Genomic DNA, 17724 nt, shown 5'->3' on the forward strand with positions numbered 1-17724 from the left:
GTGGCGTGAAGCACGCGTGTTTTGAAAAAGGTGTGTTTGAATTAATTTTTAGATGTATTGAGAAGAAAACGTTGTTGCTGTTCTTTTAAAATCAGCAACTTTGGCATTAGCAAAGCCGTTAATTTCTTCTTGAGTGTGGATTTGTTTGCAGAGTATCATACTCAGGCGTTTTAATCCTTTAGATGTAATTTTTGCGCTAGGAACGGTTCTTTCTCGTCCACTGATTGTTTGAATGGTTTCGGGTATATAAGCCATCAATCCTTCATTGATTTTACTATAATAAGGCATCAAACTTTTATCAGTACGACAATAAATCCAACGACGATTAATCAAATAGTTCGCTAAATCTTCAGGACACATGTCTAACATTTTTGCTACATCATTTATACTAAGCAAATCATCAGAGCGTTCTAAAGGTTTAAGTGCTTCTGTCTTTGGTGTTAATTCAGCAATGATATAATCTTTACGTTCATTTTCATTTTTTAAGTACGTAAAAACACCTAAGATGACCTGAGGATTAGAATAGTCAATTTGAGAAGGGTTCATTTGTTTTGTTTTTCGTTCACACTCAATGAAATATTGACGAGCTTGCTTACCTTTCTCATTACGTTCAATCATAGCAAGTTCTTTAGCCATGTCTAAAGTAAGGTAGTATTCTGTACTTGGACGAGCGTTTTGTTTGGATTTTACTAAAATTTTAGTAAAACTCACAAAGTCCTTATTTTCTAGGAAACCGTACTCTTTAATACGATTAGCTATCCAATCGTTAAAATTGAAGTTAACTTCCAAGAACGTATACAACTCACGTGCATTGACTGTTTGTACAGTTTCTTGATTAATTGTGTGTTCCCAAATGGCGATAGGCATTTCCATTGCAGACCTCATAGTGTTTGGATTGATTTTTCAGATGTGTTGAAAAGAAAATATTATTGCTGACAAGTACTGTAGAATGGATTTTGATATTCCCGTTCTTCTATCTTGTCTAAGACATCACTGTATGCACAGCTGTGAGCTATAAAATGATACGGATCGTCCTCTACAAAGTAATAATTGTCATAATCGTCTAAGTATTTTTGAACATAAAGTTCAGCAACTTCTTCAGAAATATCATCATAGCGGTTTGACATAAGATCAATGCGAAGAATGCTCACAACGGTTTCCATCTGCCCCACAATGTCCATGATTTCAGTTTCATCAATTGGTCCAGGCTTAGCGTAGTAATCATCGTCATAAGTAGACACAATCAACAAGATTTCATTCGCACCTACAAAAACCTGTTTATTCATTTTCCATCCCCTCTCATTCACGTTGGCAAATGGTTCTTTCTAAGTTATGGGGATATTAATACGCTTTTCGTAATAATTAGTCAAGAAATAAATTACGATATACGTATTTTTTTGGATTTATAATCCACATAATAATTATGATTTTAAATATAAGTTGGGAATGTTATGCTAAACAATGAAAGAGAAAAACAGTTATCTGTAATGCTAGATAAGTTATCTGAAAAGGAAAAAATAGCTTTTATAAATTTCGTGCTGCAAGCAAAGATTTTAAAAGGTCCTCAACAATCTTTTTTTCAGAATCATTCGCTTGAGAATATAAATAAAGAAAATCATCTGAGCAAAATCCAGAAACAGGTGAAGAATCTTTAAAAAACTCCATAATTTTAACAAGCTCATCGGCTTTAACATCTCTCATTTCTTTATCTGGATTAAGATTAACAATGTTAGATATAGCTGGTCTACGCACTCCAAGATGGGCTGCAAGTTTTGCTTGACTTCCACGGCCCATTTTATCGAGTTCCTTTTTTATCCAAATTTTTAGCTCTCTTTGTTTAACCATATTTGAATTATTTCTCATTTTCAAAAGTCTTACAATAATTAAAAAAATATAAATACGTTTATCGTATTGACTAAATGTTTCTTATATCGTATTTATTATACATGATAAAAACATGTACAGAAACAGCAAAACTTATAATTACGTATCTTGGTGGATACCAGGCAGTTGCTAATATTATTAATCGCAACGTTGTTGTAGTCAGAAAATGGACTTATCCTTTTGAGAAGCGTGAAGGAAAAGGTGGCATTATTCCCGCTAAATATCAAGTTATGCTTTTGAATTACGCTAAACGCAACGACATAGACTTACGTCCTGATGATTTCTTTTATCCCGAGCGTTTGCAAGACTTAATGCAGAAAAAAGAAACACCCCCATCGTGTGAGTTTGTAGATGGTTGTGTAGTAAGCAGGGCAGGGTATGAGCAAACCGATGCGCAACAGTCATTAGGTGGGTAGAGATGAGTATATCAAAGAAATACGAGTTTGTAGAAGAAGGTACGTTGTTTAAGCCTTTCAGTTTTAATAAGGCATATATCTGTACTCTTTACCGAATTAGAGCCTTAAGAGATTTTGGTAATGTTAGCGCCGGTGAGCTTGGTGGTCTTATAGAGAAAGAAGATAATCTTTCTCATGATGGTGATTGTTGGGTTGGGTATGGTGCACTAGTTTACGAAAATGCTCGCGTTCACGGTGATGCAGAAGTTAGCATTAATGCACGGGTTTGCGGTAGTGCACAGGTTTATGATGATGCTCATATTTGTGGTAATGCATATGTTTCCGGTAAAGCAGAAGTTTACGGTGGTGCTTGGGTTTATGATCATGCTCGTGTTTACGACAATGCTCGTGTTTACGGTCGCGCACAAGTTTACCGTGATTCACGAGTATATGATAATGCAGAAATTTCCGGTGATGCACAAGTTTATGATGATGCACGCGTTTATGATGATGCTTTTGTTTACGGTAATGCTCACGTTTATAGGGATGCACGGGTATATGAAAATGCGCATGTTTATGGGGATGTAAAAGCTGGCTATAATACACACATTTGTGGCGATACACGAGTTTATGAAAATGCAAAGATTAAAGACGAAATATGCTTTGCAAGTGGTATTTTTAATTGTTGGCAGTCTTCCCCGGCTTTAAACCAGTTTAGATAAACATTTTAACGAAACGTCAGATGACTGACACGCTTTTCTGTCTTTGTTTAGAGGCACGAAGACAGGCTGGGCAATTTTATACTTAAAGAAAGAAGGAGATATGTGATGGCCACGAAATCATCCTGGGTAAAATTTTATCCTGGCCAATTTTTAATTGAGCTTATGCTTTTGAAGCCAAAAGAAACAGCTATTTATACAACACTGGTCTTGCTCATGCTTCATGAGCGCGCACCTATTTTTAATGATGCTTCTCATTTATCAAGTTTGTGCAGCTGTTCAGCGTGGACGTTTCGAAACATATTAGAATCTTTAATGAGCCGTGGTTATATCATTCGTTTAGAGAGTGGCCGTTTGTGGTACACATCATCAGCAGTTGATCTTGATATCAGTAGTACATCTTCAGAAAAAAAGGGGGAAAGCTATGTCAACTAAAATGCCGTGGATAAGATTCTACCTGGATGACTGGACCAGCGGTACAGGCGGAATGACACCAGAGCAAAGAGGAATTTATATTATGCTTCTTATTCGCATGTATGACAAAAAGTCACCTGTGAAAGAAGATTTCAAAACACTTGCACGCATATGCAATTGCACTCAAAAAAAGTTCACAACTGTTGTCGATTATTTAATCAAAAATGACAAGTTAATCCAAACAGATGAAGGATTATGGAATCTTCGTGTTGAAGAAGAGCTTAAAGATTTTACTGATAAACAAGAGCATATATCACAAGTGCGCAGTGAAGCTGGAAAAAAAGGTGTACAAGCAAAAATGCTTAAAAAACAATTTGCTAATGATTTTGTTGAAGCAAACGATAAGCAAAACGATTTTTTGCTTCAAGCAAACGACAAGCAAAATCAAGCTATCCAGAATCAGAACCAGATATATAAAAAAACTAACACTATCGTGTTATCAAAAAAGAAAATGCTTCAGAAGATTTAGCAACTGAAGTTTCGGTTCAGAGTGAAACAACCGATGATGCTGTTGAGCAGCAGTTGGATCACGATACACCCTCATCAGAAAACCAATCACCCATTTCACAGCAAAAAAGCACTGAAAAGAAAACCAAACGGTCTAGGAGTGAACGGGGATGTCGCATTCCTGAGGATTTCGAACCTGATTACGATTTTGCAATTCAAGAGGGATTGCCTCCAGAGCGGGTTAAAGTCGAGATTGAAAAATTTCGAGATTATTGGAAAGCCAAGTCTGGTCAAGGTGCAACCAAAACGGATTGGCCAGCAACATGGCGTAACTGGGTAAGAAAGGCTGTCGAGGATCTTAAGAAAGGAAAAAACTATGGAAAACCAGGCATTGAACAAACAAAACAACAACGTGGGTGGAATTATCGAGTTGCACAGCACATGTCCAATATCAAAACTTCAGACAGTGTTTTCAAATTTTTATTCGAGGATGACGAAAGAACCACCGTTCCTTTGGAAGACGGGGCAAAAACCATCGATTGCAGAAGCGAAGAAAGCTACCTCATTGGTCCATGATGCACTGAAAAAACTTGAGAAAAAGGCCACTGAGGAAGAAATCCAAACAGCGTATCTTGTCCTTTCAAGCGGTTTAAAAAACCAATTAGGATCAGATGAAAAATCAACATCGCTTGCGTATTTCTACGCTCTTGATGGCATAAGCAGCTGGGTATTGCAAACGGCGACAAAGGATGCCTTGAAAGGAAAAGCAGAAGGATTAAACACGACCTTTATGCCATCAACAGCAGATTTTTATCATTACTGTGAAAAAGTTGAACACCGTATTCGCACAAATGCTAGGTGTATTCTTAAAGATCTTCAAAAGCCCGAGTTAGAGAGCAAGAAACAGGAGAAGTTGGTAACGTCAGAACGTCTGGAAGCTTTTAGAAAAGAACTTCGCAAAACATTTGAGACAGCAAAATAGAGAGAAATGGTGATCACTTTTGGATTAGATATGCGTTTAAATCGACAGAAAGGCACCTTAGAGAGAGATTTAGAAGTTTTTTGATGAATTCCACATTGGGAACATAGAATGCTCTGTACGGGGCTAATTTAAGGAAATTACAACAGATGTAAAAATCAGGATGATAATTATGAAATTTATAAAACGTTTTTTGCAAAGAATCTTGACAAGATTAAGGAAATGCGTTTATGTGCAAATCAGGTGCTTGAAAAACACCTTCACTTCACAGCGGATTGGTTACCGAAATAATCAATTTTCCGTGCATTTTTAAAGACTTTGACTCGTTGTATGCGTGTAGCGTATAGTGATCTTGTCGGGTGTAGTTATGCTATACAAGACCCTCACGGGGAAAACATAACGACGGACTGTGAACCGTGTTTTTCAGCGCCCGGCGCTCTTTTTTGAGTGTCAATGAAAAACCTTTAACTTTCACAGGAGTTCATCATGAACGATTTAGTAAACAACACACAAACTATACTGACAATGTCTAGTCGTGAAATTGCAAAATTGTGTGGTAAAAGGCATGACCATGTTATGCGTGATATCAAGAAAATGCTTGAAGAACTTAACGCCCCCAAATTTGGGGTGGTTAATTTTGTCGGTAATTACTTTGATAAAAAAGGGGAAAGCCGCCCTTGCTACAATCTTCCTAAACGTGAGTGCCTTATTTTAATCTCAGGTTATAGTACAGTGTTACGTGCTAAAATTATTGATCGTTGGATGGAACTCGAAAGTCAATTACGATTCGATCATGAATTATTTTCTCGTGATTTATTTAAATCGCCCTCAGGTATTGGTAAAGTTTTAGGAGTAATTGCAAGACGTCTGTCAGATGTAAATGATCTCGAAAACGAGCTTGAACATTACAAATCAGTTACAACAGAAGTAAGACGTGTTTTAGAAAGCCCTGTTGCAAAGGCTGCCTAATTGAAAGAAATATAACTCATACCTTTCCCCTAAAAATGGGGAAAGTGTTGTTTAAGCTTTTTCTAAAGATGTGTGTTCTTTATTTTGGGTGGGTGTTAAGCTAATTTGCAAATTTAAGGCACTCAAAACATTAAGAAAGGTTGAGAGTTTAGGATCACCTTTGTCGCTTAAAGAGCGATAAAGAGATTCTCTTGACAACCCAGCGTTTTTAGCGATTTTGCTCATTCCTTGGTTTTTTGCTATTATCCCAAGAACATGTGCAAGATACTGACTATTTTTAGTTTCTAAAGCGTCTTGTAAAAGAATTTGTTGAGCTTCAGGAGTTTTAAAATACTCACTTGTATCAAATTTAGTGATTTCCATGTTTGAGTTCCTTTACTATTCTCAGGGCTTTTTCGATATCCTTTTGTTGGGTAGATTTATTACCGCCATTAAGGAGTAAAATAATTTCTTGCCCTTGTTTTATAAAATAAACCCGATAGCCAGGGCCATGATTTATTTTTAATTCTCCAATGCCATGAAAGAATTTTACATTACCAAGAAGCCCCGTTTCTATTCTTGCTATCCGTGTCACAATGTGTGCTTGCGCAATCTCATCTTTTAAAGAATCTAGCCACTGTATGAAATATTTTGTCTTGTACACTGTAAACATATGTAACTTATAAGATACAGTTGTTGCAATGTCAAACACAATCTTTTGTTTCAGTGACAGACAAACTTTTCATTTATAGAAGCCATTTTATTAGTTTTATCAGTTAGTTATGAGTATAAGATGAGAAAAACATTTAGATATTTGTAAAATGCTATAAAATGTTTATTTTCAGTTATTTATTTTGTTTATTTATATTAAATAGTTTAATATATTGTGATATAATTCTGTAAAATATAGAAAAAATAGTTTTTTATTCCTATATTTTGTTTCATTAAAACACACACATAATTTTTCTTAGAAAAGATATCCAACATGATCAACAAAGTAATTTTAGTCGGTAATCTTGGTGCCGATCCTGAGAGCAGGACAATGGCATCTGGTGCAGAGGTAGTGAACTTTCGTATAGCCACGTCACAGAGCTATACAGATAAAGCAACAGGTGAAAAGGTAGATAAAACAGAATGGCATTCTGTCGTGGTTTTTAATCCACATCTTGCAAAGGTTGCACTTCAGTATCTGGGCAAAGGTTCCAAGGTTTATGTTGAAGGTCAATTACAGACGCGTAAATGGCAAGATAAAAGTGGGCAAACACGTTACACAACAGAAATTGTTTTGCCGCAATATAAGGGTGAATTGAGGATCCTTAATAGCATTCAAAAAGATGGTATTGATATGGCTTTGGAAGCGATGGAGCAAGAGGATAAGCAGTACTTAGAAACAACTTTGAATGATGATGTCCCGTTTTAATTACTAGGTTTACTGATGAAAAAACGTAAGAAACGGGGAAGACCTAGAATAGAAGGTCAAATAAGAGAACCCAATGGACGTATCTCGCGTGCAAAAACGCCTCGTAAGCCTGTTGATCAGTTAACTCTTGAAATGCGTGCAAAACGTTATGGGGTGAGTATTCAAGATGCGAAAAACCCGATTATGGGCACTTATGTAGGGCGGTTATATTTATTGGAAAAAAAGATTAATCAAGATCAGTATGATGCGTCACAACAGTATATTCAGGTAAGAGATGATTATTTGTGTGCGAAAGGGTTGCAGGGTGGTTATTATGACGGTGTAACGGCTAGCCACGATCAAGATAGTCTTGAAAAGTGGGTTAAAATAACAACTGATCGTTATGAAGCTGTGCGAGACGTTATTAGAGAAACACAAGGATTATATCGTCAGTATAATCTACATGCTGCGTTGCAGTATATTGTTATAGAAGACCAACAACTAAAACATCTTGTCAGTTCTCTATACATTGCTCTGAATGCTCTTCATAAGTTTTTTTCGCAAAAGCGTTAAAATAAGATACACAAACTTTCGAAAAAAAAGACATGACGTAAAACGTTTTTCTGTACAATGCGTTATACTTGTATTACAATGAACACAAAAGGTGAGGAATGTACTATGACGATATCTATTCGATTGCCAAGTGAGCTTGAAACGCGTTTAAATAATTTAGCCCTTAAAACAGGACGTACAAAGTCTTTTTATTTGCGTGAGATTATTGAACAGGGAATAGAGGAAGCTGAGGATTATTATTTAGCTTCACAAGTAAGAGAACGTGTTCGAAAGGGAAATGCTACTTTTTATAGCTCTGAAGAGGTGAGGAAAGAGCTTGGCTTGGACGATTAGATATGAAAAAAAGGCTCTCAATTTTTTAAAAAAATGTGATAAAAAAGAAGCACGACGGATTGTTGATTTTTTAGATAAGCATATTGCTCTGCTTGAAGATGTGCGTGTAGTGGGTAAGCCTTTGAAAGGTCCATTATCAGGTTTGTGGAGATATCGTGTGGGAGATTACAGGATATTATGTGATCTCCACGATAAAGAGCTTTTGGTCTTGGTTTTGGCTGTGGGACATAGAAAAAATATATATAAAAACTAAAATGACCATTTGCGCTTAGAAAATACCATATTTAGATTAATTGAGATAAAAAATACCAGATCATGATTTTTTAGTTGACAGGGAGGTAAAAGTAGTATTTAATGACATCGTGGTGCTGATTTTGCTGCGCCTAAAATTAGGATATGTAATACATTTTTATACCTTTGAAAGCCCTGCGAAAGCGGGGTTTTTTGTTAAAGCAATCCAGTTTATTCATTTTTATTTATTGACATTAATTGACCTCCTCTCTTCCTCCCGAGAGTGAGGTCTTTTTTGTTTAGATCACTTTAAAGGAATCCCCCATGGCATCTGGATCAGATAAGCCTGTGAAGGGAACACCACCTAATGCAGGAGCAGGGCGTGTGAAAGGTGTTCCCAATAAGACAACGCGTATACTTAAAGAGGCTGTGATTAAGGCAGCAGAGCAGGCTGGCAACAAATATGGCAATGAAGGGCTGATCTCTTATCTTGAACGCCAGGCTGTAAAATGCCCCGCTGCTTATTTAGCGTTGTTGGGAAAGATCTTGCCTTTGCAGGTTACCGGTGAAAATGATGAAGCCATCAAGATGATTACACGTGTTGAGATTGTAGCACCTGTTATCAAGGACAAAGATGCTGTTTAAGGGTAATTGAGATGGCTACAGCTCAAGTTGTGATCATCGAGAAATTAATCCCCTTGTTTCAAGGAGCTGCTGATGTGCGTGCTGCGTGGGGAGGGCGAGGATCAGGAAAGACAAGGTCCTTTGCCTTAATGGCGGCCTTAAAGGGCTATGAATATGGTATGGGTGGGATATCAGGGATTATCCTTTGTGCTCGCCAGTTTCAAAATTCGCTTGCTGAGAGTTCATTGCAAGAGATTAAACGAGCGATTGAGACTTATGATTTTTTAAAGGATTATTACAACGTTGGAGAGTCGTCCATTAAGTCGAAAGATGGACGTATATCTTTTCAGTTTTCGGGGCTAGATCGCAATATTGCGAGCATTAAGTCGATGGGACGTATTTTGCTTTGTTGGGTTGATGAAGCTGAACCTGTGACAGAAACGGCTTGGCAAACACTGATACCGACATTGCGGGAAGAAGGAGAGGGCTGGCGTGCAGAGCTTTGGGTGACGTGGAATCCGTTGCGTGAGAATGCACCTGTTGAAAGACGCTTTCGTTTTACAAAGGACGAAAACATTAAAGGAGTAGAAGTTAACTGGTCTGATAATCCTTTGTTTCCCCAAAAGCTGCAAAGAGTACGTCTTGATGATCTTCAAAACCGTCCTGAGAGCTATAAGCATATTTGGGAGGGTGATTATCTTAAAGCTGTGCAAGGGGCTTATTTTCAAAAGGAGATGTTAGCAGCAGAGCAAGAGGGGCGCATAGGGCATGTTGCACGTGATCCTTTAATGCCCATTCGTGCTTTTTGGGATATTGGGGGCACTGGAGCTAAAGCTGACGCAACGGCTATATGGATTGCACAGTTTGTGGGAAGAGAGATCAGGGTGCTTGATTATTATGAAGCACAAGGTCAACCCTTATCGGAGCATATAGGATGGTTGCGTCATAATGGTTATGACAAGGCAGTGATGGTGCTTCCTCATGATGGGGCGACAAGAGACCGTGTTTATAATGTGAGCTTTGAGAGTGCTTTAAATGAGGCTGGTTTTGACACACAGGTTGTGCCCAATCAAGGAGCAGGGGCTGTTAAGATGCGCATTGAAGCGGTGCGTCGTATTTTACCTTGTGTTTGGTTTCATGAAGAAACAACGGTTGCTGGCCGTAAGGCGTTAAATTGGTATCACGAAAAATGGGATGAAAAGCGCGCCATTGGTTTGGGTGCTGAACATGACTGGGCAAGTCATGGAGCCGATGCCTTTGGTTTGATGTGCACTGTTTATGAAGCACCACGTACTCCATCAAAACCAGAGCGTTATAGCGCGACAGAAAGAGAAACGGCATCATGGATGGCATTTTAGAAAACGATGTACAAAAGACGACAAGTCTTGATGATGATGCGCTTTATAGACGTCTTAAGTCTTGGTATGCAGAAGATATAGAGCATGCCAATGAATGGCGTGAGCAAGCGCGTGAAGACTTTGACTTTTATAATGGACGTCAATGGGCAGAAGAAGATTTAGCTGTTTTAAAGGCACAGCGGCGCCCTGTGATGACGTTTAACCGTATTGCTCCTTTGGTGAATGCCATTGTTGGAGCAGAGCGTAACAATAAACGGGAAGTGCAGTTTCAACCAAGACAAGTTGGTGCAGCGATATCCAATGAATTACTCACCGGAGCAGCAGAATGGTTTCGTGATGAAGCTGAAGCTGAATATGCCGATTCCGATGCCTTTCAAGATATGGTCATTTGCGGTATGGGGTGGACAGATACACGGCTTGATTATGAAGAAAACCCTGAAGGTAAACCCACAGTAAGACGCTTAGATCCACTCAAGATGGTGTGGGATGTGAATGCTGTAAGGCCTAATCTGGTTGATGCACAGCGTATGTGGTATGTTGATCGCAAGCCCATTGAGGATGCAAAAAGCTTGTTTCCCAATGTGGCCAGTGAAGATCTGAATGCTGATTGGGCTGTCGATAACACAACCGATCTTGAAGATTATCATGTTTCCCTTGATGCTTATAGTGATGACAATAATAGGATAGATGCCGTTTCAAGGAAACGCTATGTCACGCTTGTTGAGTGTCGTTGGTTTGAACATGAGACCTATTACAAAGCACCTGATCTTCAAACAGGACAGATGCGTGATTATAGTGCCCAAGAGTTTGAACAACTGCAAATGCTTGTGCCGCAAATCCAAGGAGCGAGCTTTCATAAAAAGGTGGTTAAGCGTGCTTTTTTAGGGCGTCGTCTTTTAGGCAAGCCTGACAGACCATTAGCGCCTGATGGGCAACTTGGATGGGAGTGCATTACAGGCACGTTGGATAAGCTTAAAAACCAGTTTTATGGCATTGTGAGGCCGGCGAAAGACCCACAAAAATGGTCGAATAAATATTTTAGTCAGGTGATGTATATCCTCAATAGCCAGGCTAAAGGTGGGATTATGGCTGAACGAGGTGCTTTTGATGATGAGCGCCAGGCCGTGGAGAGCTGGGCAAAGGCTGATACAATCACATGGCTTAAAAGTGGTGCTTTAACTCGTGGAATGATACAGTCTAAACCACGTGCAGAGTTTCCTAATGGTTTCTTTCAGCTGTTTAATGAGGCCTGTGAGGCGCTTACACATGTGACAGGTTTATCTGCTGAGTTTATAGGAACAAGGGAGGTTAATCAGGCGAATGTGTTGGAGAATACACGTCGCCAGTCAACACTCAATTTGCTTGCAGGTTTATTTGATAATTTAAAGCTGTATCGGTGCCGACAAGGAAAGATCATTCTTTATCTGATTCAAACCTATCTTTCCGATGGTCGTTTGGTGCGCATTTCTGGACCAGAGAAGGCTGAGTATGTACCCTTAACGCGTGAGGCTGTCACCACCCTTGAGTATGACATTATCGTTGATGATTCACCAACCAGTCCGAATGAGAAAGAAAGAACCTTTGCAGCGGTTACTCAGATGTTGCCGTTGCTCGGGAATTTCTTAACGCCTGATATGATCCCCGATCTTTTGAAACTCTCGCCATTGCCAGCAACTCTTGTAGCCAGTTTAACGGCTAAAGCCCAGCAAGCGCAAATGCAACAGCAACAACAGCAGATGATGATGCAAAACCAAGGGCCACAATTAAGCCCCGAGCAACAAGCAAAAGTTGCAGCCATTCAACAAGAAACTCAGGCGAAAGGCGTGCTCAATCAACTGGATGCCCAAAGCAAACAAATGGCACTGCAGCAAAAGAATATTGAGCTTTTCTTAAAGCAAGAACAAGCGCGTATGCAGCTTGAACAGCAAAGAGCAAGAAATGAGATAACCCAGCGAGAGATGCAGATCAGAGCATTACAAATAGAGCTTGAAGGTTATCGAGCAGCAACCATCAGAGGCAAAACTTAAACGAAAAGGAACGAAACAATGGAAGAAAAATTAACCCCTGAAGAACAAGCCCTTTATGATGAACAATTTGCAAGCAATTCTCCTGTTGGCGATTATTCTATTGAAAGCGTGCAAGTGGATGAACCTGAGCAAGATGTTAAAACAGATGGAGCAAATGACACAGGTGGGCTAGATGAGGCATCTGAGCAGCCAGGAGAAGAGGTTTCTCAAGAGCCGTTAAATGATGATGCTGGTGAGCAAGAGTCTGAAAAGCCTGATTACGGTGTTGTAGAGCAAGAGCGCCAAGCGCGTCAAAAAGCGGAGCAAGATGCTGCTGAGGCTCGTGAGCTTGCACTGGAGATGGCACAAAAATATGCCACCATGCAGCAAGAAATTACGCGCCGTTCTGATGAAAATGTTCCTTCTTTGGAAAAGGATCCCAAGGCGCATATGGCATGGCTTAGTCAGAAGGTGCAAGAACAGCAAAGATTGCTTCATGAGTTTTCATCGATAAGAGAGCAACAAGAGCGCGTCAATCAAGAGCACTATGAGCGTCAGCAATTAGGGGATTATTTTGAAGCAGCCAAGGCACAGGTTCAAGATAAATACCCTGACTTAGATAGCATGATGGATTATCTTTATGAGTATGCAGACAATGATTTGAAAGAAAATGCCAATCTGTATCCGCAACTTAATGACCCTGCGGTAAGGCAAGAACAACTTGGCACTCAATTGCGTGATATATGTAAGCAGTGTCAAAGGGCAGGTATTAACCCTGTGGAGTTTCTTGTGCAAAAAGCAAAGAAGTCTGGATACTCTGGCCCACAGATGAGAGATGATGTGAGTGCTCTTCAAGAACGCACAACAGCAGCACGTACATTGACAGCCCGTGGGGGGCAAGCTCCAACAGGGGGTGTTGATGTAAAAACACTTTCTTCCATGCCGGAAGCTGAGTTTGCAGCATGGGTTGAGAAAAATCCTGGGAAATTTGAACAAATTATGAGCGGGATGTGAAGGACATGCATCTTAGCTCATCAGAGATAACCAAGTGATGGTGCTTGGTTATGCCGTACTTTTTGCGGCAATTTTTTAAACAATACGAAGAAAGGCATTTTAAAAAATGGCGACAACACAAATAACGATCAATGACCCATTAGCGGTTAGCGCTTGGGCTAAGATGCTCAATACAGAGACCTCAAAAGCGTTGTCTATTGCACCGCTTATGGGGACAAACAAAAATAGTGTCATCCAAGTTCAGGATGAATCAGGAAAATCAGCGGGTGATTCAATCACCATGGGATTGCGTGTTCAGCTTATGGGTGATGGTGTTAGCGAGGGCCAAACGCTGGAAGGCAATGAGGAAGCACTTCAGTTTATGAGTGATAAGATACGCATTAATGAGCTTTCTCATGCTGTACGTGTTAAAAATGAAGGATCGATTGATCAGCAACGTGTTTTGTTTAACTTGCGTAATGAAGCAAAGGATGGACTTGTTGATTGGTATGCAGACCGTTTAAGCATGATGTTCTTTATTCAGGCTGCAGGCTATACAGCACCATGGATGAAGTTTGAAGGGCATACCGTAACGCTTAAGCCTGTGCATTATGGTTTTAATGAACCTTTAGAGCCAAGCAGTAAGCGTGTTATTCGCCCAGGTCAGAAAAAAACGGATGAGACGCTTGCGAAAGAGGATGTGTTTAATCTCAAATTGATTGATCAAGCTGTGCAGCGTGCAAAACTGGCTAATCCTAAGATTAGACCGGTGCGTATCAATGGAGACAGTGTCTATGTGATGTATCTTCACCCAATACAGGTGACCCAATTGCGCACCAATACAGATCCTGGTCAGTGGCTTGACATTACCAAGGCAGTTTTTAATGGAAGCCGCTCTAAAAACCCCATTTTTGATGGATCATTAGGGATGTATAATGGTGTTGTTTTGCGTGAATCTGAACATGTGCCCAATGGTGTTGATTCAAAGACCAAAGAGCCTGTTTTGTCTGTTCGGCGTGCTGTTTTGCTTGGTGCACAAAGTATCATCATGGCTTATGGGCGTTTTAATGGTGGAGCGAAAGGCAATGGAGCAACACGCTATAAATTAGTGGAAGAGATGTTTGATTATGAACGTGAGTTTGGTGTGGCTGCTAAGACTCTTATTGGCATGAAAAAGCCACGCTACGCTTTACCCTATTCTAATCAGGGAGCACAAGACTTTGGCACCATTGTCATTCCATCTTTTGCTGAAGATAACGTATAAACATCAATGAAATGAGTAGGATTTAATTATGACAAAACAACGTCTTATGACACAGACATTTGTTGATTTTACACAAACAACGGATGAGGGCATGCCACCTGTTTTGCAGGGGCGTGATATTCATACACAACAAGTGAGCTTTTTTCGCTCACGTATACAAGCAAGTGACACAGGGCTTACCACATCGGTTGGTGTTTTACCACGGGGTGCTTTGATTAAAAGCATTACTGTTTATACACTGACAGATTTTGAAGGGGCCACTGCAACGATTGGCAAAAAACCAGGGGACAGTGATTATGGGACACAAGTGCTTGAAGCGGAAGGTGTTAAAGAGGTTGAATTGCCTTTAAAAGCACGCAGCGTTCCCCTTCAGTTTGAAAATACGATTTATGTTACACGAGACAAGAAAAGCTCCAAAGGGGATGCTGAGATCATTGTTGAGTTTTACACAAATCGTTAAAAGAAGGGGGCGTTTGTTCCTTACGCTCCCTCCTTTTTAAATGTTGGGAATATTATTGATGGCTATTACGATTCATACAGGCGGTCCCCTTGAGATAAAAGGAGAGATAGTTCCTCATGATCAAAATTTCATTCAGATGGTCGATGATATTCAAGATGAGATTGATGATCAAACCAATGAATATGTTGACCAAGTACAAAAGGTGATATTTTCAGCTATTCGTTTTTGTGAACGGTTTCCCTTTTATTTTAATGAAAGCCGTGAGGTTGTTTTAACCACATTGCAAGGCAAAAGCCGATATGGAGATGAGGCTCACCCTTCAATCAGTGGAGCTATTCAGATTATTGATGCTTATATTGATGGGAATAATCATAGCAAGTCAAAGCTTTTGCGGGTAGATCCGATGGAGATTGAAGGGTTTGATGAGGCTCATCGTGGTTTGCCCACACGCTATGCTTATTTTGCACAAAGGCTTGTTTTCTATCCAACACCCGATAATGTTTATTCTATCAGGCTTATTCTTGATCCTATACGGGTTAAAACTATTGAGAATGCGAGGCAAGCATCTGTATGGTTTTTGGAAGCTTATGAGCTTATCAAAACCCGCGCAAAATATGAGTTATATGCCAATATACTCAAAGAACCACAGATGGCAGCAACAGCCCTTGCGATGTTTCAAGAGCAGTTAAACGCGCTTCAAATTGAGACCTCACGGCGTAAAAACTTTGCACAGATTCAACACACGGATTTCTGATGACTTTTATCCCTATTGCTGAATTTAGACCAGACACTGCATTTATAAACAGTGGCTATTCGAATGAGATTGTGAATGTTTTGCCTGCCCCTCAGGCTTATATTCCCTTTCCAACGGTTGCACCTATTTCAGAACCATTTCCCGATGAGATCTTAGGCGTGTATGCTGTACGCTCATCAGGTGGTGTGCGTATCATTGTGGGTTCACCAACCAAGCTTTACGCGTTTGATAATAGTACGCGTGGATGGAAAGATATCAGCAAGCCTGATACGCTCTATCATGCCAATGAGACAGCACCTTGGTCATTTGCTTCTTTTGGGGATTATATCATTGCTGTTAATAGTAATGATGCACCACAGGTGCTTTCTTTAAAAAAGGATGAGAGGTTTGATGATTTGGGAGGGGAGCCTCCACGGGCTGGTATTGTGCGTGTTTGGGGTGATTTTGTTTGTTTGATGAAGCTTACAGATTATCCAAACCGTGTGCATTGGTCAGGGTTAAATGATGCGCAGTTTTGGACTGTTGGGGAAAACAGCTGTGATTATCAAAATTTTCCAGATGGTGAATATGTTCAAGGTTCAACACAAGCAACCAACCCATTTATTTTTATGCGATCTTCTATTTACCATGCGACATTTGTACCAGGCTCGAAGATTATATTTAGTTTTACGAAAGTAAAGGATAAAATAGGAGCCAAAAGCAGCACAGCCATTGCAAGCCGTGGGGAACATACTTTCTTTGTCGCTGATGATGGGTTTTACCAGATCAATAATGAAGGAGAGATGCTGCCTATTGGTTTTGGTAAAGTCGATAAAACGGTTTTTACACTTTATCATAACTTTTCTATTGATGACATGCACGCGTGCATTGATCCAGTTTATTCACGGGTATACTTTTCGATCAATGACGATATCGCTGGAATGCATATTTATGTGTATGATTGGATCTTGCAAACATGGAGTGTCATCAAGGGGCATGATCTTTTCTTATTTCCCTTATTTGCAGTGGGGTATACCTTAGAAGGTCTCGATGAAGTCTCTAACCGTTTGATAGATTTGCCCGCTTCTCTTGATAGTAAGATATGGCAAAATGGTGCCCCTGTCTTAGGAGCGTTTAATCAAGACAATAGATTTGGGCTTTTTGCTGGCCCGCCGATGGAAGCGGTGATTACCTCACAGACGATGGGTAATACGACAAGACAGATCAACCTGATGAGTGAGGCTTTTGTTCAAGCCGATACAACAGAGGGTTTGTTAAGTGTTGGGGCTGCTTTTATTCTGGATGATGACAATCGGTTTCATTGGGCAGACGAACGTTATGCGGGCTATAATCACGGGATGTATAATATTCGCTCACGAGCGCGTTATCATGGGTTGCGTCTGAGAATACCAGAAGGCACACCATGGACGCATATGACAGGTTTTGAAGTAACGCTCAAACCTGCAGGTATCAGATGAATTTGAAAGTTTATAACACACAGCAATGGAGTGCTGAACAAATAGCACCTTATTGGCGTAATATCTTAAAATCGATTGCTTATTTTATTGATAAGTTTCCCGATGATTATGATCTTGAGACACTTTTGAGCGATATTTTAAAAGGGGAAAAGCTTCTTTGGATTATCGTTGATGAGCACGAAAATTTTATGGCTCATATCACTACACAATTGGATCATCTTATTACAGGGGTAAAGCGTGCGGTTATTGTGACGCTTGGTGGAACAGGTGGGCAGCATTTAAGTCAGATTATTCCACATATTGAGGACTATTACAAAGAACAAGGGGCAGACGAGCTTATCATCATAGGCCGGCGTGGATGGGAGAGATCTCTTAAAGCGCATGGCTACTGCGTTAATCTTTTAGAATATAGAAAGCAGCTTTAAC

The 17724-nt window shown here is 39.9% G+C and carries 24 protein-coding genes and 1 pseudogene; 20 read left to right on the forward strand and 5 right to left on the reverse strand.

What is annotated here, in order from left to right:
- Positions 1-48 precede the first annotated feature (48 nt).
- The 3 genes from BWD121_RS03070 to BWD121_RS03080 all read right to left on the reverse strand — a co-directional run bounded on the left by BWD121_RS03070 (position 49) and on the right by BWD121_RS03080 (position 1845).
- Positions 49-873, reverse strand: a complete 825-nt coding sequence (locus tag BWD121_RS03070) for an antA/AntB antirepressor family protein (RefSeq protein ID WP_078663342.1) — start codon at positions 871-873, stop codon at positions 49-51.
- Between the two features lie 53 nt (positions 874-926).
- A complete protein-coding gene (locus tag BWD121_RS03075; RefSeq protein WP_078663343.1) occupies positions 927-1286 on the reverse strand; it encodes a hypothetical protein in 360 nt (119 codons plus the stop codon).
- Positions 1287-1524: 238 nt separating this feature from the next.
- Positions 1525-1845, reverse strand: coding sequence for a transcriptional regulator (locus BWD121_RS03080; RefSeq protein ID WP_051101984.1), 321 nt, complete (start codon positions 1843-1845; stop codon positions 1525-1527).
- Between the two features lie 101 nt (positions 1846-1946).
- Between BWD121_RS03080 and BWD121_RS03085 the strand changes: the two genes are divergently transcribed.
- The 7 genes and pseudogenes from BWD121_RS03085 to BWD121_RS08220 form a co-directional block, all read left to right on the forward strand.
- Entirely contained in the window at positions 1947-2300 is a 354-nt protein-coding gene (locus BWD121_RS03085; RefSeq protein ID WP_240536687.1) for a hypothetical protein, read from the forward strand.
- 2 nt (positions 2301-2302) lie between these two features.
- Complete coding sequence (locus tag BWD121_RS08215) at positions 2303-3001, forward strand: hypothetical protein (RefSeq protein WP_240536688.1); 699 nt, start codon at positions 2303-2305, stop codon at positions 2999-3001.
- Positions 3002-3106: 105 nt separating this feature from the next.
- Positions 3107-3433: a DUF1376 domain-containing protein gene (locus BWD121_RS03095; RefSeq protein ID WP_078663346.1), complete on the forward strand. Its 327-nt coding sequence runs from the start codon at positions 3107-3109 to the stop codon at positions 3431-3433.
- Positions 3423-3941: a YdaU family protein gene (locus BWD121_RS08670; protein WP_078663347.1), complete on the forward strand. Its 519-nt coding sequence runs from the start codon at positions 3423-3425 to the stop codon at positions 3939-3941. The genes BWD121_RS03095 and BWD121_RS08670 overlap by 11 nt, the downstream gene beginning before the upstream one ends.
- A 53-nt stretch (positions 3942-3994) precedes the next feature.
- Entirely contained in the window at positions 3995-4495 is a 501-nt protein-coding gene (locus BWD121_RS08675) for a hypothetical protein (protein WP_197684859.1), read from the forward strand.
- Positions 4485-4901, forward strand: coding sequence for a hypothetical protein (locus BWD121_RS03110; protein ID WP_197684860.1), 417 nt, complete (start codon positions 4485-4487; stop codon positions 4899-4901). Before BWD121_RS08675 ends, BWD121_RS03110 begins: the two co-directional genes overlap by 11 nt.
- A 483-nt stretch (positions 4902-5384) precedes the next feature.
- Positions 5385-5681 (forward strand): annotated as a pseudogene (locus BWD121_RS08220) (Rha family transcriptional regulator); the annotation flags it as partial.
- Between the two features lie 237 nt (positions 5682-5918).
- Here BWD121_RS08220 and BWD121_RS03125 read toward each other — a convergent pair.
- The gene (locus tag BWD121_RS03125) at positions 5919-6230 is read right to left on the reverse strand and encodes an addiction module antidote protein (RefSeq protein WP_078663350.1); all 312 of its coding nucleotides are present in this window, start codon (positions 6228-6230) and stop codon (positions 5919-5921) included.
- On the reverse strand, positions 6217-6519 hold the full coding sequence (locus BWD121_RS03130; RefSeq protein WP_078664057.1) for a type II toxin-antitoxin system RelE/ParE family toxin: 303 nt from the start codon (positions 6517-6519) through the stop codon (positions 6217-6219). Before BWD121_RS03130 ends, BWD121_RS03125 begins: the two co-directional genes overlap by 14 nt.
- Before the next feature lie 312 nt (positions 6520-6831).
- Here BWD121_RS03130 and ssb point away from each other — a divergent pair, with 312 nt between their 5' ends.
- From ssb to BWD121_RS03195, 13 genes are all read left to right on the forward strand, one after another.
- Entirely contained in the window at positions 6832-7266 is a 435-nt protein-coding gene (ssb, locus tag BWD121_RS03135; protein ID WP_078663351.1) for a single-stranded DNA-binding protein, read from the forward strand.
- A 15-nt stretch (positions 7267-7281) separates the two neighbouring features.
- Entirely contained in the window at positions 7282-7818 is a 537-nt protein-coding gene (locus BWD121_RS03140; RefSeq protein WP_078663352.1) for a hypothetical protein, read from the forward strand.
- A 105-nt stretch (positions 7819-7923) separates the two neighbouring features.
- Entirely contained in the window at positions 7924-8151 is a 228-nt protein-coding gene (locus tag BWD121_RS03145) for a DUF6290 family protein (protein WP_078663353.1), read from the forward strand.
- Entirely contained in the window at positions 8135-8404 is a 270-nt protein-coding gene (locus BWD121_RS03150; RefSeq protein ID WP_078663354.1) for a type II toxin-antitoxin system RelE/ParE family toxin, read from the forward strand. Before BWD121_RS03145 ends, BWD121_RS03150 begins: the two co-directional genes overlap by 17 nt.
- Before the next feature lie 302 nt (positions 8405-8706).
- Positions 8707-9027, forward strand: coding sequence for a hypothetical protein (locus tag BWD121_RS03155; RefSeq protein ID WP_078663355.1), 321 nt, complete (start codon positions 8707-8709; stop codon positions 9025-9027).
- 11 nt (positions 9028-9038) lie between these two features.
- Positions 9039-10364: a phage terminase large subunit gene (locus BWD121_RS03160; protein ID WP_078663235.1), complete on the forward strand. Its 1326-nt coding sequence runs from the start codon at positions 9039-9041 to the stop codon at positions 10362-10364.
- Entirely contained in the window at positions 10349-12391 is a 2043-nt protein-coding gene (locus BWD121_RS03165; protein ID WP_078663236.1) for a portal protein, read from the forward strand. Before BWD121_RS03160 ends, BWD121_RS03165 begins: the two co-directional genes overlap by 16 nt.
- A gap of 18 nt (positions 12392-12409) precedes the next feature.
- Positions 12410-13384, forward strand: a complete 975-nt coding sequence (locus BWD121_RS03170) for a hypothetical protein (protein ID WP_078663237.1) — start codon at positions 12410-12412, stop codon at positions 13382-13384.
- Between the two features lie 106 nt (positions 13385-13490).
- Complete coding sequence (locus BWD121_RS03175; RefSeq protein ID WP_078663238.1) at positions 13491-14627, forward strand: N4-gp56 family major capsid protein; 1137 nt, start codon at positions 13491-13493, stop codon at positions 14625-14627.
- A 28-nt stretch (positions 14628-14655) separates the two neighbouring features.
- A complete protein-coding gene (locus BWD121_RS03180) occupies positions 14656-15087 on the forward strand; it encodes a hypothetical protein (RefSeq protein ID WP_078663239.1) in 432 nt (143 codons plus the stop codon).
- Between the two features lie 58 nt (positions 15088-15145).
- Positions 15146-15841: a hypothetical protein gene (locus BWD121_RS03185; protein ID WP_078664050.1), complete on the forward strand. Its 696-nt coding sequence runs from the start codon at positions 15146-15148 to the stop codon at positions 15839-15841.
- Positions 15841-17298: a hypothetical protein gene (locus BWD121_RS03190; RefSeq protein ID WP_078663240.1), complete on the forward strand. Its 1458-nt coding sequence runs from the start codon at positions 15841-15843 to the stop codon at positions 17296-17298. Before BWD121_RS03185 ends, BWD121_RS03190 begins: the two co-directional genes overlap by 1 nt.
- A complete protein-coding gene (locus BWD121_RS03195; RefSeq protein WP_240536682.1) occupies positions 17295-17723 on the forward strand; it encodes a hypothetical protein in 429 nt (142 codons plus the stop codon). Before BWD121_RS03190 ends, BWD121_RS03195 begins: the two co-directional genes overlap by 4 nt.
- The last annotated feature ends 1 nt before the right edge of the window (position 17724 follow it).

It is taken from the genome of Bartonella sp. WD12.1 (assembly GCF_002022415.1).
In the GTDB taxonomy this organism is placed as follows: Bacteria; Pseudomonadota; Alphaproteobacteria; order Rhizobiales; family Rhizobiaceae; genus Bartonella.